Below are 23,231 nucleotides of genomic sequence, written 5' to 3' on the forward strand. Positions count from 1 at the left end.
CGATGAAACTATCTGAAGAAACAGGCCCATACTTCGGGCAGTTCGGTGGGCGCTTCATTCCCGAAGCCCTCATGAAAGCACTGACAGATTTGGAAGAGGGCTGGATCAAGCTGAAAGACGACCCGTCTTTCGTGGCAGAACTCGATCACCTGCACCGTACGTACACTGGCCGCCCGTCGATCATCACCGAAGCGAAGAATTTTGGTGAGCGCTACTGCGGGGGAGCGCGCATCATTTTGAAGCGCGAGGATCTCAACCACACGGGCGCTCACAAGATCAACAACGTGCTCGGCCAGGCGCTCCTGACTCGTTCGATTGGTAAGAAACGAGTGATCGCCGAGACGGGCGCCGGTCAGCACGGAGTTGCCACGGCTACCGCGGCCGCACTGCTCGGGCTGGAATGCGTGGTCTACATGGGAGCGAAAGACGTCCAGCGGCAAGCTCTGAACGTGGCTCGAATGGAACTGCTCGGAGCTAAGGTGGTCTCGGTCGAATCCGGGTCTCAAACCCTCAAGGACGCGATCAACGAGGCTTTCCGTGATTGGGTAACCAACGTTGAAACCACGAACTACGTATTCGGAACTGCGGCGGGCCCGCACCCATTCCCCAGCCTCGTACGCGATTTGCAGCGCATTATTGGCGATGAGGCTCGCGCACAGATTCTGGATCTGACGGGTGAGCTTCCCGACGTCGTCACCGCGTGCGTAGGCGGCGGGTCGAACGCGATCGGAATGTTCACGGCCTTCCTTGATGATCCGACCGTGCGCATCATCGGCGGGGAAGCAGCTGGCGACGGCTTTGAGACCGGCCGCCATGCTGCATCGATCACGCAAGGTGATGTGGGCGTGTTGCACGGCGCGAAAACCTACGTTCTCCAAGACGAGGACGGGCAAACAGTTGAATCCGTGTCGATCTCGGCCGGCCTCGACTACCCTGGCGTTGGCCCGCAGCATGCGGCGCTTGCTGCCTCGGGCCGCGTTGAATATTGGCCGGTGAGCGACGCCGAAGCGATGGATGCCTTTGCGAAACTATCGCGTTCCGAAGGTATTATTCCTGCGATCGAGTCCGCGCACGCGCTCGCCATCGCTATCAAAGTGGGTAACGAAGCGGCTGCCAAGGGAGAGAAGATCACGATCGCTGTCTCGCTATCTGGCCGCGGTGATAAAGACATGTCCACAGCGATTGACTACTTCGGGCTCGGGCACGGCACCAAGGGGGAGGACCTATGACGGTTTACGTTGCAGACAAGATCGACGCCGCACGGAACAATAACCACGCGGCCTTCATCGCTTACCTGTCTGGCGGATTCCCCTCCGTGCAAGCCTCTATTGATGCAGCGAAAGCCGTGGTTGATGCTGGCGCCGATATCATCGAAATCGGGTTCCCATACTCGGATCCGACTATGGATGGAGTCATCATCCAAGAATCCGGCCAAAAGGCATTGGACCGCGGGCTGAAGCGAGCGGACATGTTCCGGATCGTCGAAGAAATCGCAGCCACCGGCGCCGCGGTCGCCATCATGACCTACTACAACCCGGTCTTCGTCTACGGTGTAGACAACTTTGCCCGCGACCTCGCAAACGCCGGGGGAGCCGGTCTCATTACGCCAGATCTCATCCCAGAAGAGGCAGGCGAATGGATCGAGGCGTCCAACAAGTACGATTTGGATCGAATCTTCCTCGTGGCGCCCACGTCGACCGACGAACGTATTAAGAAGACGGTCGATGCCACCCGTGGTTTCGTCTACGCGGCCTCACGCATGGGCGTGACAGGTCTGCGCAGCTCGGTGGAATCGTCCGCAGAGCAGTTGGTGCAGCGCACCCGTGCGGCTGGCGCTGAAAACGTCTGCGTCGGCATCGGCGTGTCGAACCGGCAACAGGCCGAAGAGGTGGCACAGTACGCCGACGGCGTGATCGTCGGCTCCGCGCTTGTGCAGACGCTTGTCAACAACGACGGCAACACGAGCGCGGGCCTTCGCGAACTGCACGCAGTGGCCAGCGATATTGCGGCTGGCGCTCACACGAAGAGAGCATAGGACACCATGTACCTGTCGATTCCCTCGCCCTCGATTAATTCGATATCGCTGGGCCCTCTGGAGATTCGGTTTTACGCCCTGTTTATTGTTGCCGGAATTATCGTGGCCTGGTGGATCGCAGATCGGCGGTATGTGCGCCGCGGTGGCCCGGAGGAGGTGTCGATCGACGTCGCCGTGTGGATGGTGCTCTTCGGAATCGTGGGTGCGCGAATCTATCACGTCATCACCACGCCGGATCCGTATTTCGGTCCGAATGGAGACCCGCTGAAAGCGCTGCGCATCTGGGAAGGTGGCCTCGGAATTTGGGGTGGTGTGGCGCTTGGCGCGCTGGGCGGGTTCATCGCGCTTCATCGGCGCGGCCTGCGCTTTGCACCCTTTGCCGACGCCGCAGTACCCGGAGTCTTGGTTGCACAGGGGATCGGCCGCTTCGGCAACTACTTCAACCAGGAACTGTTCGGCAAACCGACGGATCTGCCGTGGGCGCTAGAAATTGACGATTCCCGTATACCGCCAGGCTTTGCTCCCGGCACCACCTTCCATCCGACCTTCCTGTATGAGGCGCTGTGGGTGTTCGCGATGGCAGGGCTGCTCATCTGGCTGGAACGCCGGTTCCGTTTCCGCGGCGGGCAAACCGCGCTCATGTACATCATTTTGTACACTGCCGGGCGCGTGTGGATCGAAAACCTGCGCATCGACGAGGCCCAGATTATTGCTGGCCTGAGGCTGAACGTGTGGACGTCGATCATCGTGTTGGTGTGCGCTGTGATCGCCTTCGTTGCCCTCAGTAGGTACCTCAACGATAGGCCAGAGCTGGCAGACATCTACCTGCCGGGACACGGACCGGCAGACGCCGATGACACCGCCGAGCCGGCCGATGACCTCGCGTCTACCGAGGGCGACGACGATACGGGTACCGAGACCGAGACGGACAGGTCCGATACGGTTATGGCAGATAAGAATAAGGCCGACACGCCCGAGGCCTAAAACTCGGCTGGCACTTCGGGAGCGTAACCGGGCACACATCGGGTATGGTGGAAGCATGCGTAGAGCAAAGATCGTTTGTACCCTTGGTCCAGCAACAGATACGAAAGAACGAATTGTTGAACTCGTTCAGGCGGGCATGAATGTAGCTCGTATTAACGCATCCCACGGAACGCATGCCGAGCATGAAAAGCGAATCACGTGGGTGCGGGAAGCAGCCGAAGATACTGGTAAGGCAGTCGCCGTGCTCGTCGACTTGCAAGGGCCAAAGATCCGGCTTGGTACTTTTGAATCCGGCCCGGTGCTGCTCGAGCAGGGCGATATCTTCACGATCACTACAGAGGACGTGCCTGGCGATAAGGAGCTCGTCTCCACCACGTTCAAAGGACTCCCCGGTGATTGCAACCCTGGTGACCTCATTCTTATTGACGACGGCAAGGTTCAGGTTCGCGTGAAGGAAGTGAACGGACCGGAGGTCGTGACCGAAGTTCTCATTGGTGGAACAGTCTCGAACAATAAGGGCGTGAATCTTCCCGGCGTGGCCGTCTCGGTTCCGGCACTGTCCGAAAAAGACAAGGTCGATCTGGAATGGGCACTCGAATACGGGGTTGATATTTGCGCGCTGTCTTTCGTTCGCTCTGCTGATGATGTCAAGGATGTCCACGCGATTATGGACATGGTTGGGCGCCGGATCCCCGTTATCGCCAAGATCGAAAAGCCGCAGGCAGTCACTGTGCTGGAAGAGATCGTGCGCGCATTTGACGGCATCATGGTGGCCCGTGGTGACCTTGGTGTTGAGCTACCGCTCCAGCAGGTGCCCATCGTGCAAAAGAGGGCGATCAACACGGCGCGGCGCAACTCGAAGCCGGTTATCGTTGCAACCCAGGTCTTGGAATCGATGATTACTTCTCCGACCCCGACACGCGCAGAGACCTCCGATTGTGCGAACGCGATTTTGGATGGCGCGGACGCCGTCATGCTCTCGGGCGAAACATCGGTGGGTCGCTATCCGGTGATCTGTGTACAGACGATGGCCTCGATTATTGAATTCACGGAAGAACACGGTTTGGAGTCGATCCCGCGGATCGGCAACCTGCACCGTACGCGGAACGGCGTGATCACCCGGTCCGCTGTGGACATCGGCGAAGCGCTCGGCGTGAAGTACCTGGCCGTGTTTACATCGTCGGGGCAAACTGCTCGCCGAATGGCACGCTTGCGCGCGCGTATCCCGTTGCTCGTGTTTACGCCGTCGGCGGATGTGCGCCAGCGTCTGGAGCTGACGTGGGGCGTGCAATCGCTTATCACCCCGGAAGTGGCCAATACTGATGAGATGGTCGCGCAGGTGGACGTCATGCTCCGTGAACGCGGACTTGCAGAAGACGGCGATCGCGTGGTCATCGTGTCCGGGATGCCGCCGGGCAAGGTTGGTTCGACGAACACGATTCGCATCCATAAGATGGGCGAAGGGTTCCTCGGGGACGCCTAAATACGATAGGTATATCGGCGCCGATGTGAGCAATCTCCGCCTGTGCGGGCGATACTTTGTGTCCGCGGCGAAGTAAAATCGGTAAGGTCCACTGCTCCTGTGGTGGAACTGGCAGACACACTGCACTCAAAATGCAGCGCCGAAAGGCATGCGGGTTCGAATCCCGCCGGGAGCACTTCAGCGCACTGATTTGTGCAACACGCACTAAAACCGCCCACGTCAGGGCCCTGATTTGTAGTATTAATTCGATAGCGCCTTTATGGTGCTGGAAAGTACAGTGCGATCGGAGGAACGCGTGAAAGACGCAGTGGCGGGTGCCAAAGTAGAAAAGATCAAAGACGATACAGACCCCGCAACCGTGCGTGCCATCGTCGTCGAAGACGAGACGCTCATTCGCTTGGATATCGTTGAAACGTTAGAAGATGCCGGATATACCGTAGTAGCCGAAGGTGCGACTGGCGATGAGGCCGTCGCATTGGCTGAAGAGCACGATCCGGATCTCATCGTCATGGACGTGAAAATGCCGGGGATGGATGGGATCAGCGCGGCGGAACGTATTTTGAACGACCATCACACGGCTATCGTGATGCTGACCGCCTTCTCGCAGAAGGAACTTGTGGAGCGGGCTCGGGACGCGGGTGCGATGGCCTACGTGGTTAAACCATTTACGCCGGAGGATCTCGTGCCTGCGGTTGAAATCGCGCTGTCGCGTTCGAAGGAGATCGCATCCTTGGAAAAGGAAGTGGCTACACTTGCGGAAAAGTTCGAGACGCGTAAGCGAGTGGATCAGGCGAAGGGTCTTCTGCAGCAGAAGATGGGTTTGACTGAGCCGGAAGCGTTCAGGTGGATTCAAAAGACGTCAATGGATCGGCGCCTGACAATGCGTGAAGTTGCGGACGCCGTCGTCGAACAGGTTGGCGGCAACAAGGACGCCTAGCGGCTGATATATACGCAGGTGAGCCGGCCGGATGCCGTGCGGTGCCCGGCCGCGTCGACGACGTCGACGAGCGCGGTGAAACTGGAACGCCCAGCTTTGAGTGTGGTTGCTCGTGCGCGCACCGTATCGGTTGTGTTTGGTGCTAGTTGTGCGACCGATAGTTCTGTGCCGACTGCAATTTTGCCGTCTGGCGCGTTTGCGTGGGCGAGCAGGGATCCGGCATGTTCGACGACGACGCCGTTGGCACCGCCGTGGAGTGCTCCGTAGGGTTGGCGTGCGGCATGCGTTGGCATGTCGACCACGCATTCGCTCGGCGTGTTGGTGATGACCGTGATCTCGAGCGTGTCTGCCAGCTGAGTCCAGTTAGTGTTCATGATGTATCAGTATAAAGATCCAGCGCGCGAGTGTGAGTGTCGGTGGCACGCGATAGGCTAAGCGATGTGAATGATAAAACTCTGCTCGTCCTAGATGGCCACTCGTTGGCGTTCCGTTCGTTCTTCGCGCTGCCCGCGGATAGTTTCGTCACCCGCAACGGCCAGTATACGAACGCCGTCCACGGGTTCTTGTCGACTTTGTTGAAGCTTGTTGCTGATTACCACCCGAGCCACATTGCGGTGGCGCTCGATCTGCCTGGTGGAACGTTCCGCAATAGAGAGTATGCGGAGTACAAGGCGGGTAGGGAGGAGACCCCGGAGGCGTTCAAGGGGCAGATTTCTGTTATCCAAGAAGTGCTGGATGCGATCGGTGTGCGGTGGCTGACGGTACCGGATTACGAGGCGGACGACATCGTTGCCACTCTTGCCACGCGCGGTGAACAGGAGGGAATGCGGGTTTACATCTCGTCCGGTGATCGTGATACATACCAGCTCGTCAACGATGCTGTCACGCTGCTGTATCCGAAGCAGGGCGCACCGATGGAAGTGTTCACTCCGCACGTCGTCGAACAGAAGACTGGCGTGAGCCCGGCAGCGTATTCGGATCTTGCCGCACTTGTGGGCGAAAGTGCCGATAACATTCCAGGCGTACGGCTGTGGGGGCCGAAAACTGCAGCCAAGTGGCTGAACCACTATGGAAGTTTAGAGAACCTGCTGGACAACGCCGATGAGATCGGCGGAAAAACGGGGCAGAATCTACGCGATAGCATCGACCAGGTGCGCCGCAACCGGCAGCTCAACAATCTGGTGCGGGATCTGCCGATCGTGCCCGATCTGGACGAGCTCAAGCCGATCGGCGTCGATCGCGAAAAACTCCATGAGCTGTTTGACACGCTGGAATTTACGACCATGCGTAAACGCGTGTTGGCTGAGCTACCAATGCGCGATGGGGCCGAGAAACCTGAGGCCACGGAACAAGTTGACGTTCAGGTGGTCGCCGCTGGGGCGATGCCTCTGGCTGAGTTTTTGGACGCCAATGAAGGGCCGTGGGCGCTGGAGATCACGGGAGATCGGCGTCCGGGCCGCGGGAACGTGGACGACTTTGCGGTCGCCGCACCGAACGGCGTGGTCTTCCACGGAACGTGGGGAAGTCTCGATGTTGCAGACGAAAAGGTGCTCGTCGAGTTTTTGGAAGATGCGAACCAGCACAAGATCGGTCACGGTACGAAAGGTATCCGGCACGCGTGGGCGGGAGTCGGAGTCACCTTAGAGGGGATTGTTGCTGACACGGAGATTGAGGCCTACCTGCTACACCCGGATCAGCGTAAGTACGACGTGCCAGATCTCGCGCAACGGTACTTGAGCTACGATCTTTCTAGTATGTCGGAAGCCTCCGACACGCTCGGTATCAGTGCCGATGGCAAATTGGTCACCGCGCAGATTGCACATTTGGCGGTAGCGCTCCACGGCTTGCGTGCAGCATTCGAAAACTCGCTGTCCGACGTCGATACGACTGGCGCGCTTGTTGAGCTTGAGCTTGCCGTGTCCGGTCTTCTTTTCAACATGGAAACTGATGGCATTGCCATTGATACAGATCGGCTTGATGCACTCTACGTTGATTTCAATAGGAGAGTAGAGGACGCCGCGAACCGCGCCTACACCGCGATTAAAGACGATTCGGTTAACCTGTCGAGCCCGAAGCAGTTGCAAGAAGTACTTTTTGAGCGCTTGGATCTTCCGAAGACGAAGAAGACGAAGTCTGGCTACACCACGAACGCCGATGCGCTCACCGACCTTTTGGCACGCATTGCGCGGCGGGAGGATGATGCGGCGCTCGCCGGCCAAGAATTCCTTGCCGGGCTACTCGAGCATCGGGAAGCGATCAAGCTGCGGCAATCCGCTGAAGGCTTGCAGCGCGCTGTCATGCCTGATCGGCGGATTCGCACCACTTTCCAACAGACCGTGGCTGCCACTGGCCGGCTATCGTCAACGGATCCGAATCTGCAAAACATTCATACGCGTACGCCGGAAGGCCGCCAAGTTCGGGAGATTTTCGTACCGGGTGACGGGTTCGACTATCTGATGACAGCCGACTATTCGCAGATTGAAATGCGGCTCATGGCGCACCTGTCCGGGGATGCTTCACTGATTGAAGCGTTTAACAATGGCGCGGACTTGCACAACTATGTGGCCGGCCGGGTGTTCGGCGTGCCAGAAGACGCCGTGACGAGCGAGCAGCGGGCAAAGATTAAGGCGATGAGCTACGGGCTTGCCTACGGGCTGTCCTCCTACGGACTGTCCCAACAGCTGCGAATTAGTGTGGGCGAAGCCGAGCGGTTGATGAGTGACTACTACGAGCGTTTTGGCGCTGTGCGTGATTACCTTGACGGCGTCGTTGCTCAAGCCCGTAAGGATGGTTACACGTCAACGATCATGGGGCGCCGCCGCTACCTTCCCGGCTTGCAGAGTCCGAATCGGCAAATGCGTGAGGCTGCTGAACGGATGGCGCTCAACGCTCCGATCCAGGGGTCGGCTGCCGACATCATCAAGTATGCGATGGTGTTCGTTCAAGATGAGATGGACAAGGCAGGCCTCGAGTCGAGAATGCTCTTGCAGGTGCATGACGAACTTGTTTTCGAAGTGAAAGCATCGGAGGCCGAGCAGCTGGAACAGATCGTGCGCGAGCAGATGGGCAAGGCCATCAAACTTGATGTGCCCCTGTCTGTGGGTATCGGGATTGGGCGGAACTGGCGCGAAGCCGCACACTAGCCCCAGCCGCGCCCGCGGTGTGGTTACACGGCGCGGGTAGAGAAAATGATCGTGCCGGGGATTTTCTGGGATCGGATCGGCCCCCACGATCCCCACACCACGGTGCGCCCGGCTGGCCATTCTGGTTCCACACATTCGATGATCTGGAAGCCCGAATCGGTGAGCGCGTTAATGTGGTCTGCCAGCGTGTGGTGGAACTGGGCGTACTCCAGCGTGCCGTCGTCGTCGCGTTCAAGGTAGGGCGTGCGGTCAAAATACGAGCGCGTGACGTCGAAAGCGGCCGGGTCGTCGGCGAAGAACCACTTGACGGGATGCGAGGTCGAGAACACCCAGCTGCCGCCAGCCTTGAGCACTCGACGGATCTCGCGGTGGACCTCACACAGGTCGGCGACGAAATCGAGTGCGCCGAAGCTGGTGAAGACGACGTCGAACGTGCCTGCCGGGTAGGGCAGTGCGCGGGCGTCCGCCACCTCTACCCTGAAATCGGTGCCATGGGCGGCGTTCAGCTGCCGTGCTGCCTCAACCATGCCCGGTGCGATATCGCAGGCGACGACGTCGAGGCCAAGCTTAGCCAAGTAACGCGAACACTGGGCAGCTCCCGATCCGATCTCAAGAATTCTTTTGCCGCGCAGACTTGTGGGCGAGCCGAGCAGTTCGACGTCGTGTTCCCGTAAACCCTCTGGTCCCCAGATGAAATCGGCTTCACCAAGAACTTCGCCGTAACGGCTCAAATATTCTTTCGCGTTATCAGACCACCAGGTCCGAGCCGCACGGGCGGGATCGTCGCTTGGGTGAACGGGAGTGAAACCTGCGGTCAACATGGCCTCCAAGTGTGGTCAATTAGGCATTTACGGCCGGTTTTAGGCTTGCTCACACGTGCGTGAAACCCGTAAAATAGGCCGGTGGTGCGGAAATCCTTCGGCACCATGAAGTAATTGTCCATACTAGTAAATAATCCGGAGTCACCAACTCTATGACCACGAACAACCAGACCTCCGTTGAGGTCGCGATCAACGATATCGGTACTGAAGAAGATCTCATTGCCGCGGTTGATGAAACCATCAAATACTTCAACGACGGCGATATCGTTGAGGGCACAGTAGTCAAGGTAGATCGAGACGAAGTCCTTCTCGACATCGGCTACAAGACCGAGGGTGTTATTCCCTCCAAAGAACTTTCCATCAAGCATGACATCGATCCTGACGATGTTGTTGAAGTTGGTGACCAGGTTGAGGCTCTTGTTCTCCAGAAGGAAGACAAGGAAGGCCGCCTGCTGCTGTCGAAGAAGCGCGCCCAGTACGAACGTGCATGGGACAAGATCGAGCAGGTCAAGGAAGCCGATGGCGTTGTCACTGGTTCCGTTATTGAGGTCGTCAAGGGCGGCCTGATCCTCGATATTGGTCTGCGCGGCTTCCTGCCGGCGTCGCTTGTTGAAATGCGTCGCGTGCGTGATCTGCAGCCCTACGTTGGCCGTGAACTGCAGGCCAAGATTATCGAGCTCGATAAGAACCGTAACAACGTTGTGCTCTCGCGCCGTGCGTGGCTCGAGCAGTCGCAGTCCGAGATCCGCGCTCACTTCCTTGACACCCTGCAGAAGGGTCAGGTTCGTGAAGGTGTGGTGTCCTCGATCGTCAACTTTGGTGCGTTCGTGGATCTGGGCGGCGTGGACGGCCTCGTTCACGTGTCCGAACTGTCCTGGAAGCACATCGACCACCCGTCCGAGGTTGTTGAAGTTGGTCAGCCCGTCACCGTCGAGGTTCTCGATGTTGATATGAACCGTGAGCGCGTGTCGCTCTCGCTCAAGGCGACGCAGGAAGATCCGTGGCAGACCTTCGCACGCACCCACCGTATTGGTGAGGTCGTGCCGGGTAACGTCACGAAGCTCGTTCCGTTCGGTGCCTTCGTGCGCGTTGAGGACGGTATTGAGGGCCTCGTGCACATCTCCGAGCTCGCCCAGCGCCACATTGATCTGCCCGAGCAGGTGGCCAAGGTTGGCGACCAGGTGTTCGTCAAGGTCATCGATATTGATCTGGAGCGTCGTCGTATTTCGCTCTCGCTCAAGCAGGCCAATGAAGGTGTGGATCCGAACTCTGATGATTTCGATCCGTCGCTGTACGGCATGAGCGCCGAATACGATGAGGACGGCAACTACAAGTACCCGGAGGGCTTCGACCCCGAGGCGAACGAGTGGCTGGAAGGCTACGAAGAGAACCAGGCTGCGTGGGAGGCCGAGTACGCTGCGGCTGAGGCGCGCTGGTTGGCTCACAAGGAGCAGGTTGCTGCACACCAGCAGGCTGACGCGGAAGCCCTGTCAGCCGATCAGGGTGGCGGCGACATCCCGGCGAGCTACTCGTCCGGTGGCGACGACGCCGGCACGCTCGCTTCTGACGAGGCGCTTGCCGCGTTGCGTGAGAAGCTGACCGGCAACTAAGCCGAATTAGTCGTGGGGGAGGGAGTGCCTTGGGGTGCTCCCTCCTTCGCTATTTCAGGCTCGTTGCAGCACTATCTACGGGAGGCTCAATGTTAACGCTCGCGCTGACTGGCGGGATCGGGTCGGGTAAATCGACCGCTGCGCGGATCTGGGGTGAACTTGGTGCGCATGTCATCGACGCCGACCAGGTGGCTCGCGACGTCGTCGAGCCCGGAACGCCCGCGCTTGCAAAGATCGCCCGCCGCTGGCCACGCGTCGTCGATGCCGAAGGGCGGCTTGATCGGTCGGCGTTGGCCGAGATTGTGTTTAGTGATCCCAACGAGCGGGAGGCGCTCAATGCGATCACGCATCCGGCGATTGCGGATGAAGTTGAGCGCCGAATCACCCAGCTGAATTTATCCGATCCGAGCGGCGTCGTCGTCTACGATGTGCCGCTACTCGTGGGCCAGCCCGGCGAATTCGCGATGACGGCGAACGTGTGCGTGAACGTGGCAGAAGATGAACGTGTGCGCAGGCTTGTTACCGAGCGGGGTATGAGTGAGGACGAGGCGTGGGCGCGTATTGCCGCTCAGGCGACGGACGAACAGCGAGCTGCGATTTCCGACGTCGTTCTCACCAACGACGCCGGGGAATCCGACTTCCGCGATGTGCTGACACAGGTATGGCACACTTGGGTGATTCCGTTTGCTCAGCGCATGAATACCGGAGAGTATGCTTCCGGTGCGCTGCCGACGGGCGCCTTGTTTAACGAGGAAGTCGACCTGCAGGTGCGGCGATTGGAAGCGCGCGGCTTGACGGTGTCAGTGGATCCTGTCGAACTGGTTGTTGACGGACCACCCGATCAACTACCTGCGGCTGGCTGGGTGAATGCCGGTGAGCACTGGCGGCACGCTAACCCCGCGCTGAATCTTCGCGCCCGGCTCCGGTAGTCGGCACAGGTTCCCTGTCGGCAAACTAACTGCGCCATCGTTACCAGAAAGCATTAGCCTAAAGCCATGCAGCCAGTCAGTGATATCGTACGCGCCGAGGCGCCGTTTGAGGTTATTACGGAATACACCCCGTCCGGTGACCAGCCGCAGGCGATTAAAGAGCTCGCGGAACGGATTAATAACGGGGAGAGCGACGTCGTGCTCCTTGGTGCTACTGGTACGGGAAAGTCGGCGACGACGGCGTGGCTGGTGGAGCAAATTCAGCGGCCGACTTTGATCATGGAGCCGAACAAGACGCTGGCAGCACAGATGGCAGCCGAGTTTCGTGAACTGTTGCCGAACAACGCGGTCGAATACTTCGTCTCCTATTACGACTACTACCAACCTGAAGCGTACGTGCCACAAACGGACACGTACATTGAGAAGGACTCGTCGATTAACGACGAGGTTGAACGGCTACGGCACTCCGCCACGAACTCGTTGCTCACCCGGCGTGACGTCGTCGTGGTCGCCTCGGTCTCGTGTATCTACGGTTTGGGTACCCCGCAAGAATACGTGGATCGGATGGTGCAACTAAAAGTTGGCCAGCAGTTGGATAGGGATGCTCTGCTCAAGCACTTTGTGTCAATGCAGTACACTCGCAACGACATGGCCTTCACGCGGGGAACGTTCCGCGTACGGGGCGACACGGTGGAAATCATCCCGGTATACGAAGAACTCGCGGTGCGAATCGAATTCTTTGGCGATGAGATCGACGCGATCTCTCTGCTACACCCGCTGACGGGAAACGTCATCCGCGAATCCGACCACGCCCACATTTTCCCGGCCTCGCATTATGTGGCCGGGCCGGAGCGTATGGAACGTGCTCTGAACTCGATTCAAGAGGAATTGGATTGGCGCCTGGGCGAACTACGCGACCAGGGCAAGCTCCTTGAGGCGCAGCGGCTCGAAATGCGCACTACTTTTGATCTGGAAATGATCCGCAACCTCGGCACCTGTGCGGGGATCGAGAACTATTCCCGGCACATTGACGGGCGCGGACCGGGGACGCCCCCGCACACGCTGCTGGACTATTTTCCCGAGGACTTCGTACTCGTCATCGACGAATCGCACGTGACCGTTCCGCAGATCGGAGCGATGTACGAAGGCGACATGTCCCGCAAACGCACGCTGGTCGAGCACGGCTTCCGGCTTCCGTCAGCACTCGATAATCGCCCGCTGAAATGGGAAGAATTCTTGGAGCGCATCGGGCAGACAGTCTACCTGTCGGCAACGCCGGGCAAATACGAGTTGGAGAAATCTGACGGCGTGGTGGAACAGATTATTCGCCCCACCGGCCTCGTTGATCCAGAAATAGTCGTCAAGCCCACGCAGGGCCAGATCGACGATCTGTTGGAGCAGGTACGGATCCGTGCCGAGCGTGATGAACGCGTGCTCGTGACTACGCTGACGAAGAAGATGGCCGAAGACCTCACGGATTATCTGGCAGAGCGCGGCATCCGGGTCGAATATTTACATTCCGACGTCGATACGCTACGCCGCGTCGAGCTGCTGCGCGAGCTGCGACTCGGCAAGTTTGACGTGCTCGTTGGTATCAACCTGCTGCGAGAGGGTCTCGATCTGCCCGAAGTCTCGCTTGTCGCGATCTTGGACGCGGACAAGCAGGGTTTCTTGCGCTCGACGACGTCGCTCATCCAGACCATCGGGCGTGCGGCGCGTAACGTGTCTGGCCAAGTCCACATGTATGCCGACGAAATCACGCCGAACATGAAAGAGGCAATCGACGAAACCAACCGGCGTCGTGAAAAGCAAATCGCCTACAACACGGCCCACGGCATCGATCCCACGCCGCTACGGAAGAAGATTTCGGACGTGACGGACATGCTCGCCCGCGAAGATATCGATACCGAGCAGCTACTCGAAGGTGGATATCGAAAAGAACGCTCGGTTGTGGACAGGCTGCCGAGCGACGGCCGCGAAATTCGCCAACTGCTCGAAGATCTCACCGAGCAAATGCATGCCGCGGCGGAGCAGCTTCAATTCGAGCTTGCCGCCAGGCTGCGTGATGAGATCGAGGATGTGAAGAAAGAGATCCGCCAGATCGATAACGCCTAGGCGCGCGAAATCACACGATCAGTACTCGCCGGGTCCGATTCGATCAGTTAAGATCATCGTGGCGGAGGGGAGTATTCCCGAATAACATCGACTCGTCAAGACGGCGTCAGCCCGGGTCGAGGCCCACAGGGCGGGAAGAGACCTCCGGTATTTCTCTAACGTACCGGAAGGAGCCTCATGACCACGTCTGGGCTATTTCATACAGCACTTGCAACAGCAGCCAATTCAGCCGATGCGATGGTTGTTCACACGTGGGAGTGGTTCGCACTCTTCGCGATTATCTTCGTCATGATCCTGTGGGATCTTCTTGGGCACGTGCGTAAACCGCACGAACCGACCCTCAAGGAAGCCGCGATCTGGTCGGTGTTCTACATCGCGATCGCACTGCTTTTCGGTGTGCTCATGTATTTCCGGCACAGCCCGGAATTTGCGACCGAATACTTTGCTGGTTATCTCACCGAAAAGTCACTATCGCTCGATAACATTTTCGTCTTCATTATCATCATCGCAGCTTTCCGCGTGCCACGGATCTACCAGCAAAAGGTGGTCATGTGGGGCATTGTCATTGCCCTCGTGTTGCGTTTCGCTTTCATCATGGTGGCTGCCGCAATCATCGAGCAATTCGCGTGGGTATTCTTCATTTTCGGCGCGTGGATGCTCTACACCGCGATCGACCAGATCAAGGACGGGGTGGAGCAAGAAAGAGACAGACGCAATCCGAACGCTGCCGATCCGTCGGACGAATACCAGCCGAACGCGCTTACCCGCTTTGTCTCGCGGATTTTCCGTGTTACCGACGGCTATGTGGGGCAGCGTTTAGTGGTGCGCCGTGATGGCAAGACGTGGATCACTCCGCTCATGCTGTGCGTGATCGCCATTGGTTCAGTTGACATCATGTTCGCCCTCGACTCGATCCCAGCTATTTACGGTCTGACCTCCGAGCCGTTCATCGTGTTCGCGGCGAACGCGTTCTCACTGCTTGGCCTGCGCCAGCTCTACTTCCTCGTGGACGGCCTGCTCGACAAGCTCATCTACCTGCATTTCGGCCTGGCCTTCATCCTGGGCTTCATTGCGCTGAAGCTGCTCGTGCACGCATTCCACGGATACGACATGCTCACGTTCATTCCGGAGCCGACTCCGGTGCAGTCCGTCATCGTTATTCTTATTGCGATCGGGATTACGGTCATCGCATCGATTTGGGGTGCGAAGAAGTGGCCAACTGTGACCTCGGCTGCGGAGATCGCGGCAGAGACTGGCCCGCACGAACGACCCGCGCCGTCTCTATCGGTTGACCCGCACGACGACGAGGACGACCGCGTCTAGTTGTCCGCTTCCGAGCCCAGTCTGCGTGCAATCACGGCGGCTACCATGAGTTGCATCTGGTGGAAAATAATGACGGGCACGGCTATCGCTCCGACAAGTGCCGGGTCAAAGAGAGCTTTCGCCATCGGCAGCCCGGTGGCAAGTGATTTCTTTGACCCGCACATAAGAAGCACGATTTTTTGAGCGCGCGCAAATCCGAGGAGTTTTCCGCCGTGCCACGTGAACGCGAAAATAATTGCGAGCATGAGTGCGAGGACGACGACGAGCACGGCGAATCCGCCGATCGTCACTGAGCTCCACGCGCCGTCGTTTGTGGCTTTGACGACGGCGGAAAACACCACGAGGATGATCGCAGAGTTATCGGTGATCCTGGTGATATTGCGGTGGGCGCGCATCCACTCGCCAACTTTGGGTTGAAGAAGTTGCCCGACGACGAAGGGCAACAGCAGTTTGAGCAACACCGAATCGATTCCGCCGGTGGACGCCCCGCCTAGGTCCATGAAAATGAGGACGAGCAGGGGCGTGATGAACATGCCGAGAATGTTCGAGATCGTGGCGGCACATACGGCAGCTGCCACGTCTCCGCGCGCAATCGACACGAACGTGACGGATGATTGCACGGTGGACGGCAGCAAACTCAGGTAGAGCAGGCCTGTAGCAAATGCGGTTCCGATGAATGAGCCGGTTATCCAATAAAAGGCAAGACCTACGAGCGGGAAGATGACGTACGTCGTCGCAAGAACCGCGCCTTGGAGTTTGACGTTCTTTAGACCCTCGATTACTTCGGAGGTGCGTAGGCGCATGCCATAGACGAGGAAGACCATAGCGACGCCAATATCGGCGGCAATCGACAAGCCCGCCGCGACGTCGTCGGGAACGGGTATCACCAAGCCCAAGATGAGGGCTGTGACGATGCCGGTCAGAAGGAAGTCGGGTTTAAAGCTCCGCAGTCTGGACACCATGAGCGCTATTCTATGCCACCGGCCGCACGCGATATCGCACGTACTCCACATATTTTTGCACGTCATCCACACTGTAGCGTGATCTTCAAACGTGCGTTCGGAAGTGTCGGAGCGATTGCCTATACTTAGACCCGTGCATAAGAACATTCACATTCACGGAGCCCGCGAACACAACCTGCAAAACGTCACGTTAGACATCCCGCGTGACGCGATGGTCGTGTTTACCGGGCTGTCGGGTTCTGGCAAGTCATCGCTGGCTTTCGACACGATTTTTGCCGAGGGGCAGCGCCGCTACGTCGAGTCGCTGTCGGCCTATGCGCGCCAGTTCCTCGGCCAGATGGATAAGCCGGATGTTGACTTCATTGAGGGGCTCTCGCCCGCGGTGTCGATCGACCAAAAGTCAACGAACCGTAATCCGCGTTCGACTGTGGGCACGATTACGGAGGTCTACGATTACCTTCGGCTCTTGTATGCTCGCGCTGGCACCCAGCACTGCCCCGTGTGTGACGAGGTCATCGAAGCTCAGCCAGCTGAAAAGATTGTGGATACGCTTCTTGGGCTTGCCGAGGGCACGCGTTTTCAGATTCTTGCGCCAGTGGTGCGCGGGCGTAAGGGCCAGCATGAGGAGATTTTCCGAACCCTGGCCGCGGATGGATATTCCCGCGCGCGGGTGGACGGCGAGCTTGTCCGCCTCGATTCGCCTCCCAAGCTCGCCAAAACGAAGAAGCACGACATCGACGTCATCGTGGATCGCCTCGCTATCCGGGATGGCATGCGCTCTCGCCTGACTGATTCTGTAGAAACGGCGCTGCGGCTCGCTGAAGGCGTGCTCATTGTTGACTTCGTGGATCTGGACGCGGACGATCCGAAACGGGAACGGAAATTCTCCGAGTTTCGATCCTGCCCGAACGGCCACGATCTGGAGATTGACGAAATCGAACCGCGCACGTTCTCCTTTAACGCGCCCTATGGCTCCTGCCCGGAGTGTGATGGCATCGGCTACAAAGTGCAGGTGGCGCCCGATCTCGTGGTACCCGACGAGGATCTCACCATCGACGAGGGTGCGATCGTGCCGTGGTCGGTGACTGCGTCAGCTCCGGCTCGCGATTACCACATGCGCCAGCTCAAAGGCTTGGGCGACGAACTTGGTTTTGACACGAAGACGAAGTGGAAGGACCTCAGCCCCGAGGTGCGTGACGCGATCTTGAACGGTAAGGATTTCAAGATCAAGATGCGCTACCGCAACCGCTGGGGCCGGGAAAAGATCTATTCCACCGGTTTTGAAGGCGTGCTTCATTTCGTGCGGCGTAAGCATGATGAGACGTCGTCGGAATGGTCGAAGGAACGCTACCAGGGTTTCATGCGAGATATTACGTGCGCGGTGTGTGGGGGTGCGCGGTTGCGCCCCGAGGTTCTCGCCGTGCGCGTGGGCGAGCTTAACATTCACGAGCTGACCGAGCTGTCGATTGCCGAGGCGCGTGACTATCTTGCTGGAATCAAACTGGGGGAGCGGGAGCAGAAGATCGCGAACGCCGTCCTCAAGGAGATTTTGGATAGGCTGAACTTCCTTGTCACGGTCGGGCTCAATTACCTCACCCTGTCTCGTTCTGCAGGCACGCTATCGGGTGGAGAGGCCCAGCGCATCCGCCTCGCCACACAGATCGGGGCGGGTCTCGTGGGCGTACTCTACGTGCTTGACGAGCCGTCGATTGGTTTGCACCAACGCGACAACGAAAAGCTCCTGGGCGCGCTGCTTAGGCTACGCGATCTGGGCAATACGCTCATCGTCGTCGAGCATGATGAGGACACGATCCGGCATGCCGACTGGGTGGTCGACATCGGCCCGAAGGCGGGTGAACACGGCGGGCAGATCGTCTATAACGGAGAGCCGGATGGCCTGCTTGAGTGCGAAGAATCGATCACGGGAGCCTACCTCAGCGGGCGGGCGCAGATCGAGGTGCCGGCCAAACGGCGTCGTACCTATAAAACCAAACAGATCGAAGTGACGGGCGCGCGGGAAAACAACCTGCGTAATATCGACGTGAAATTCCCGATCGGGGTGTTCACGGCCGTCACTGGCGTCTCTGGTTCGGGCAAGTCATCGCTCGTTAACGAGATCCTGTACAAGGTGCTCGCCAACAAGCTCAACCACGCACAGTCCCTGCCTGGTAAACACGGCAAGGTTAAGGGGCTCGACAACCTGGACAAGGTGGTGCATGTTGATCAGTCGCCGATCGGGCGCACGCCGCGGTCCAATCCGGCAACCTATACGGGCATGTGGGATCCGATCCGAAAACTGTTTTCGGAAACGGAAGAGGCGAAGATCCGCGGATACGGGCCGGGCAGGTTTTCGTTCAACGTCAAGGGCGGGCGCTGTGAATCATGCTCGGGCGATGGCACGCTGAAGATCGAAATGAACTTCCTGCCCGATGTTTACGTGCCCTGCGAGGTCTGCCACGGCACGCGCTACAACAGGGAAACCCTCGAAGTGCGCTACAAGGGTAAGAACGTAGCCGAAGTTCTCGACATGACGATCTCGCAAGCCAAAGAATTCTTCGGTAACGTCAACCGGATTACCAAATATTTGGACGTCTTGGAATCGGTGGGCTTGGGTTACATCACGCTCGGCCAGCCGGCCACCACGCTATCTGGAGGCGAAGCCCAGCGTGTCAAGCTCGCATCTGAGCTGCACAAGCGTTCGTCTGGACGGACAGTGTACATGCTCGACGAACCGACCACCGGCCTGCACTTTGAAGACGTGCGCAAGCTGCTCGGCGTGCTCCAAGAGCTGACTGACAAGGGCAACACGGTGATCGTGATCGAGCACAACTTGGACGTCATCAAGTGTGCCGACTGGGTGATTGACCTCGGACCGGAAGGCGGAAAGGGTGGCGGGCTCGTCGTCGCTGAGGGCACTCCGGAGCAGGTGGCGTTGGAAGACGCGTCGCATACGGGCCGCTATTTGAAACCGATCCTGGCCAAGGCAGGCACGATCAATGGCAGATCCGGCTAGTTACCGGCCGCGCACGGCCGATATCCCCACGGATCCGGGCGTCTATCGTTTTATTGACGACGACGGCCGGGTGATCTACGTGGGCAAAGCCAAGTCGCTGAGAAACCGGCTGCTCAACTACTTCCAAGATCCGGATCTGCTCCACGTGCGCACCCGCCAGATGGTGTTCACAGCTTCGCGCGTGGAATGGGTGGTCGTTGCCAGCGAAATTGAGGCGCTCACGCTCGAATACTCGTGGATCAAGGAGTTTGCGCCGCGATTTAACGTCATGTATCGCGACGACAAGTCGTATCCCTATCTGGCGATTACGATGAGTGAGAAGTTTCCGCGTGTCATGGTCACCCGCGCCGAACATAAGCGGGGAAACCGCTATTACGGCCCGTACACGAAAGTGTGGGCGGTCCGTGAATCTCTCGATGAGCTGCTGCGCGTGTTTCCGATGAGGTCCTGTAGTGCGGGCGTCTTCCGGCAGGCCGAACGCAGTGGCCGGCCGTGTTTGTTCGGCTATATCGACAAGTGTTCTGCGCCGTGTGTGGGGCGGGTCAGCGAAGAGGAACACCGCGATATCGCCAAGCGGATGATCCGTTTCTTGGACGGTACGGGTGAGGAGCTGATCCGGGAGAAGCGGGAGGCCATGATCGAGGCGGCCTCGGTGCAGGACTACGAGCGGGCAGCCAAGCTACGCGACGACGTCAAGGCGCTTGAGACCGTGGCTGAGCGGAATACGGTGGTGTTCGATTCGGATGTGGAAGCAGATGCCTTCGGGCTGGAGTTCGACGAACTTGAGGCCTCCGTGCAGGTCTTCCATATTCGTGGTGGGCGGATTCGCGGCCAGCGTGGTTGGGTGACCACGATTGAGGACGAGGACGCGGCAGGCCTAGTGAGCCAGTTGTTGCTCCAAGTCTATGGGCATTTCGCCAAGGGGTCGGGCACGCGCAAGAAGTCCCAAGCGCGCTCAGTTGACGACGTCGAACACACGGCAGCACACGCCATGCCGCGCGAAATTTGGGTGCCGCACATGCCCTCCGATGCGGATTCACTTGAAGCGTGGCTCAGTGAACTGCGCGGTGCGAAAGTTGCAATCAAGCGTCCGCAGCGCGGGCCGAAAGCCGGGCTCATGGACACCGTGCACACGAACGCCGTTCAGGCTTTGCAACGGCACAAGCTTGCCAGATCGGGAGATATTACGCAGAGGTCACAAGCCCTCGAAGAGCTGCGCGAAGGGCTTGATCTGCCCCGGGCGCCGTTGCGCATTGAGGGCTACGACATTTCGCACACGCAGGGCACCAACCAGGTGGGCTCGATGGTCGTGTTTGAAGATGGGCTGCCTAAAAAGTCTGACTACCGGCATTTCATTGTTCGGGGACCTGACGGCGAGGGCGCTCGTGACGACACGGCTGCGATGGATGAGGTTTTACGACGTCGGCTCAGCCGGCTTGACGAACAACCAGCGGCCGATTCCGAGCAGGGTGTTGCTCCGCGCTTTGCCTACCGTCCGGACTTGATCGTTGTTGATGGCGGCCTGCCGCAGGTGAATGCGGCGCAGCGCGTCGTCGACGAGCTCGGTGCCGACGTCACGGTGATTGGGCTGGCGAAAAGACTCGAAGAGATTTGGATTCCGGGGGAGAACTTCCCGTTGATTCTTTCCCGGTCGTCACCCGCGCTACGCATGTTGCAATATTTACGCGATGAGTCGCACCGGTTTGCGATTACTTTCCATCGGAAGAAACGTTCGAAGGCGATGACTCGTTCGGCCCTCGACGAGGTTCCCGGGCTGGGGCCAGCAAAACAGACGGCTCTGCTCAAGCACTTTAAGTCGTTAGCGCGGATTAAGAAGGCGTCGGTGGAGCAGCTGCAAGAAGTTTCTGGGATCGGGCCCGTTCTCGCTCAAACCGTATACGATCATTTCTCCGGAAAGTCAGACGAAAAACTGGCACCATAGGGGTATGGAAAAGATCCCGTACAGTGACATCGATGACACCGGAAAGATACCGCCTATTGTTCCCGAACTTGATCGGGAAACGGTGCTACCTGCGGCCGAGCTACCCGAAATCCTGATTATTACGGGCATGTCTGGTGCTGGGCGTTCCCGTGCGGGTGCCACGCTCGAGGATCTGGGCTGGTATGTGGTTGATAACCTGCCACCGCGGCTGCTCGCTGCGCTCGCCGGGATGATGTCTCCAGCAGACGGTTCGCCCGTACGCCGCTTGGCCGCCGTCGTCGACGTGCGTTCGCGCGGATATTTCCAAGAGCTCGTTGGGGTGCTTGATGAGCTGTCGCAACGCAAACTCGACTATCGGATCATGTTCCTTGACGCTCGCGACGACGTGCTGGTTCGCCGTTTCGAATCGGTTCGCCGCCCGCATCCGCTGCAGGGTGATGGGCGCTTGCTTGACGGGATTATGCACGAGCGGCAGGTACTCACTGAGCTGCGGAACCGGGCAGATATTTTCATCGACACCTCGGACCTGACGGTCCATGATCTGTCTCGTAAGATTCGAGCCCGTCTGCAGGAATCGGGTACGGATGATCCGCATGTGACGATCATGTCGTTTGGATTCAAGTACGGCCTGCCGATGGACGCCGATCACGTAGCAGACGTGCGTTTCTTGCCCAACCCGTACTGGGTGAGCGAGCTACGGCATCTGACTGGCCGTGACGAGCCGGTGGCTGATTTCGTGTTGAGTGTGGACGGGGCAGAAGAATTCATTCAGGGCTACGCCGACCTGCTGGAACCCATTTTTGAGGGCTACAAACACGAACTCAAACCCTACGTGACAATCGCGATTGGCTGTACAGGCGGGAAGCACAGGTCGGTTGCGATGAGTGAAAAGCTCAGCGAGATCATGCGCGGGCGCGGACACCAGGTGCGTACGCTACACCGGGATCTGGGGCGTGAATGACATGGGTGACGGCGTGAAAGTAGTTGCACTTGGCGGCGGGCACGGACTGTACACCACGCTGAGCGCGCTGCGTTTACTGACCCCGAACACCACGGCGATCGTCACGGTGGCCGACGACGGCGGAAGCTCCGGGCGCTTACGTGAAGAGTTTGACATCCTGCCGCCCGGCGACTTGCGTATGGCCCTGTCTGCCCTGTGCGACGACGGCGAATGGAACCTGACGTGGCGAGACGTCCTCCAGTATCGATTTAAATCGGACGGGGTGCTCAACGGGCACGCGCTCGGTAATCTTTTGCTGGCTGGCGTGTGGGATTTGCTTGGCGATCCGGTACGCGGACTAGATCTGGTAGGTCGGCTGCTACATATTTCTGGCCGAGTGTTGCCGATGGCTGCGATTCCTTTGCAGATAGAAGCGGACATCGCCGAGGATGCTCGCATTCGCACGATCACCGGGCAGGCCGAGGTTGCCACATGCAATGCAGATATTCGGCAGGTGAGAATTGTTCCGGAGAATCCGCCAGCCGTTTGTGAAGCAATCGAGGCAATCGGCGAGGCCGATTGGGTGATCTTTGGTCCGGGTTCGTGGTTCACGTCTGTTATCCCTCACCTCTTGGTTCCTGAATTACTTGAGGCATTGATTGCGAGTAAAGCTCGGCGTGCGCTCATCATCAATCTGGTTCCTGACAACGAGACCCGGCGACTATCAGCTTCAGACCACGTGCGATCTTTCCAAGAACACGCGCCAGACTTGCGGTTGGATACGGTGCTTATCGACGTCGACGCCGACATCAACTGGGATAACTTGCGCCATGCAAGTGCGAGTGCGGGCGCACAGGTAGTAGCCCGTCCTGTGGCGGATAAGAGCGATCCTGCACGGCATGACGCACAGCTTCTGAGCGCCGCGTTGAGCGAGCTATTTAACTAAAACTGCGCGGGCATAACAGCCGTGCCTAAAGTAAGTTAGGCTTAAGTG

At 58.6% G+C, this 23,231-nt stretch carries 17 protein-coding genes and 1 tRNA gene; 15 read left to right on the forward strand and 3 right to left on the reverse strand.

Annotation, left to right across the window (positions count from 1 at the left end; all coding sequences use genetic code 11):
• The first annotated feature begins 2 nt into the window (after positions 1 to 2).
• From trpB to EL234_RS00330, 6 genes are all read left to right on the forward strand, one after another.
• The gene (gene trpB, locus EL234_RS00305; RefSeq protein WP_126415596.1) at positions 3 to 1,229 is read left to right on the forward strand and encodes a tryptophan synthase subunit beta; all 1,227 of its coding nucleotides are present in this window, start codon (positions 3 to 5) and stop codon (positions 1,227 to 1,229) included.
• Complete coding sequence (gene trpA / locus EL234_RS00310; RefSeq protein ID WP_126415597.1) at positions 1,226 to 2,035, forward strand: tryptophan synthase subunit alpha; 810 nt, start codon at positions 1,226 to 1,228, stop codon at positions 2,033 to 2,035. The genes trpB and trpA overlap by 4 nt, the downstream gene beginning before the upstream one ends.
• Positions 2,036 to 2,041: 6 nt before the next feature.
• Positions 2,042 to 3,019 carry a prolipoprotein diacylglyceryl transferase gene (lgt, locus tag EL234_RS00315; protein ID WP_126415598.1) on the forward strand — a complete coding sequence of 326 codons (978 nt, stop codon included), beginning with the start codon at positions 2,042 to 2,044 and terminating at the stop codon, positions 3,017 to 3,019.
• A gap of 55 nt (positions 3,020 to 3,074) precedes the next feature.
• Positions 3,075 to 4,502 carry a pyruvate kinase gene (gene pyk / locus EL234_RS00320; protein WP_126415599.1) on the forward strand — a complete coding sequence of 476 codons (1,428 nt, stop codon included), beginning with the start codon at positions 3,075 to 3,077 and terminating at the stop codon, positions 4,500 to 4,502.
• 93 nt (positions 4,503 to 4,595) lie between these two features.
• Positions 4,596 to 4,677, forward strand: a tRNA-Leu gene (locus EL234_RS00325).
• A 156-nt stretch (positions 4,678 to 4,833) separates the two neighbouring features.
• The gene (locus EL234_RS00330) at positions 4,834 to 5,439 is read left to right on the forward strand and encodes an ANTAR domain-containing response regulator (RefSeq protein WP_241969139.1); all 606 of its coding nucleotides are present in this window, start codon (positions 4,834 to 4,836) and stop codon (positions 5,437 to 5,439) included.
• Here EL234_RS00330 and EL234_RS00335 read toward each other — a convergent pair.
• Positions 5,436 to 5,813, reverse strand: coding sequence for a PaaI family thioesterase (locus EL234_RS00335; RefSeq protein WP_126415601.1), 378 nt, complete (start codon positions 5,811 to 5,813; stop codon positions 5,436 to 5,438). The genes EL234_RS00330 and EL234_RS00335 overlap by 4 nt on opposite strands.
• 66 nt (positions 5,814 to 5,879) lie before the next feature.
• On the opposite strand from EL234_RS00335, the gene polA reads away from it, so the two are divergent.
• A complete protein-coding gene (polA, locus tag EL234_RS00340) occupies positions 5,880 to 8,582 on the forward strand; it encodes a DNA polymerase I (protein WP_126415602.1) in 2,703 nt (900 codons plus the stop codon).
• A 23-nt stretch (positions 8,583 to 8,605) separates the two neighbouring features.
• On the opposite strand, the gene EL234_RS00345 is transcribed toward polA, so the two are convergent.
• Positions 8,606 to 9,403, reverse strand: coding sequence for a class I SAM-dependent methyltransferase (locus tag EL234_RS00345; RefSeq protein WP_126415603.1), 798 nt, complete (start codon positions 9,401 to 9,403; stop codon positions 8,606 to 8,608).
• Positions 9,404 to 9,555: 152 nt separating this feature from the next.
• Between EL234_RS00345 and rpsA the strand changes: the two genes are divergently transcribed.
• From rpsA to EL234_RS00365, 4 genes are all read left to right on the forward strand, one after another.
• Complete coding sequence (rpsA, locus tag EL234_RS00350) at positions 9,556 to 11,013, forward strand: 30S ribosomal protein S1 (RefSeq protein ID WP_126415604.1); 1,458 nt, start codon at positions 9,556 to 9,558, stop codon at positions 11,011 to 11,013.
• Positions 11,014 to 11,102: 89 nt separating this feature from the next.
• Positions 11,103 to 11,942: a dephospho-CoA kinase gene (gene coaE / locus EL234_RS00355; protein ID WP_126415605.1), complete on the forward strand. Its 840-nt coding sequence runs from the start codon at positions 11,103 to 11,105 to the stop codon at positions 11,940 to 11,942.
• 66 nt (positions 11,943 to 12,008) lie between these two features.
• A complete protein-coding gene (uvrB, locus tag EL234_RS00360) occupies positions 12,009 to 14,057 on the forward strand; it encodes an excinuclease ABC subunit UvrB (protein ID WP_126415606.1) in 2,049 nt (682 codons plus the stop codon).
• Between the two features lie 237 nt (positions 14,058 to 14,294).
• Positions 14,295 to 15,380, forward strand: a complete 1,086-nt coding sequence (locus tag EL234_RS00365; protein ID WP_126417189.1) for a TerC family protein — start codon at positions 14,295 to 14,297, stop codon at positions 15,378 to 15,380.
• Here the strand turns inward: EL234_RS00365 and EL234_RS00370 are convergent.
• Complete coding sequence (locus EL234_RS00370) at positions 15,377 to 16,342, reverse strand: bile acid:sodium symporter family protein (protein WP_126415607.1); 966 nt, start codon at positions 16,340 to 16,342, stop codon at positions 15,377 to 15,379. The two genes, EL234_RS00365 and EL234_RS00370, sit on opposite strands and share 4 nt — an antisense overlap.
• 133 nt (positions 16,343 to 16,475) lie before the next feature.
• Here EL234_RS00370 and uvrA point away from each other — a divergent pair, with 133 nt between their 5' ends.
• From uvrA to EL234_RS00390, 4 genes are read left to right on the forward strand one after another with little or no spacing between them, the layout of a single operon-like run.
• On the forward strand, positions 16,476 to 19,355 hold the full coding sequence (gene uvrA / locus EL234_RS00375; RefSeq protein WP_126415608.1) for an excinuclease ABC subunit UvrA: 2,880 nt from the start codon (positions 16,476 to 16,478) through the stop codon (positions 19,353 to 19,355).
• Positions 19,339 to 21,297 (forward strand): excinuclease ABC subunit UvrC, encoded by a 1,959-nt coding sequence (uvrC, locus tag EL234_RS00380; RefSeq protein ID WP_126415609.1) that lies wholly within the window; start codon positions 19,339 to 19,341, stop codon positions 21,295 to 21,297. The genes uvrA and uvrC overlap by 17 nt, the downstream gene beginning before the upstream one ends.
• Before the next feature lie 4 nt (positions 21,298 to 21,301).
• Positions 21,302 to 22,258, forward strand: coding sequence for an RNase adapter RapZ (gene rapZ, locus EL234_RS00385; RefSeq protein WP_126415610.1), 957 nt, complete (start codon positions 21,302 to 21,304; stop codon positions 22,256 to 22,258).
• A gap of 1 nt (position 22,259) precedes the next feature.
• On the forward strand, positions 22,260 to 23,183 hold the full coding sequence (locus EL234_RS00390) for a gluconeogenesis factor YvcK family protein (protein WP_126417190.1): 924 nt from the start codon (positions 22,260 to 22,262) through the stop codon (positions 23,181 to 23,183).
• Positions 23,184 to 23,231 lie beyond the last annotated feature (48 nt).

This window comes from Trueperella bialowiezensis (assembly GCF_900637955.1).
Lineage (GTDB): Bacteria > Actinomycetota > Actinomycetes > Actinomycetales > Actinomycetaceae > Trueperella > Trueperella bialowiezensis.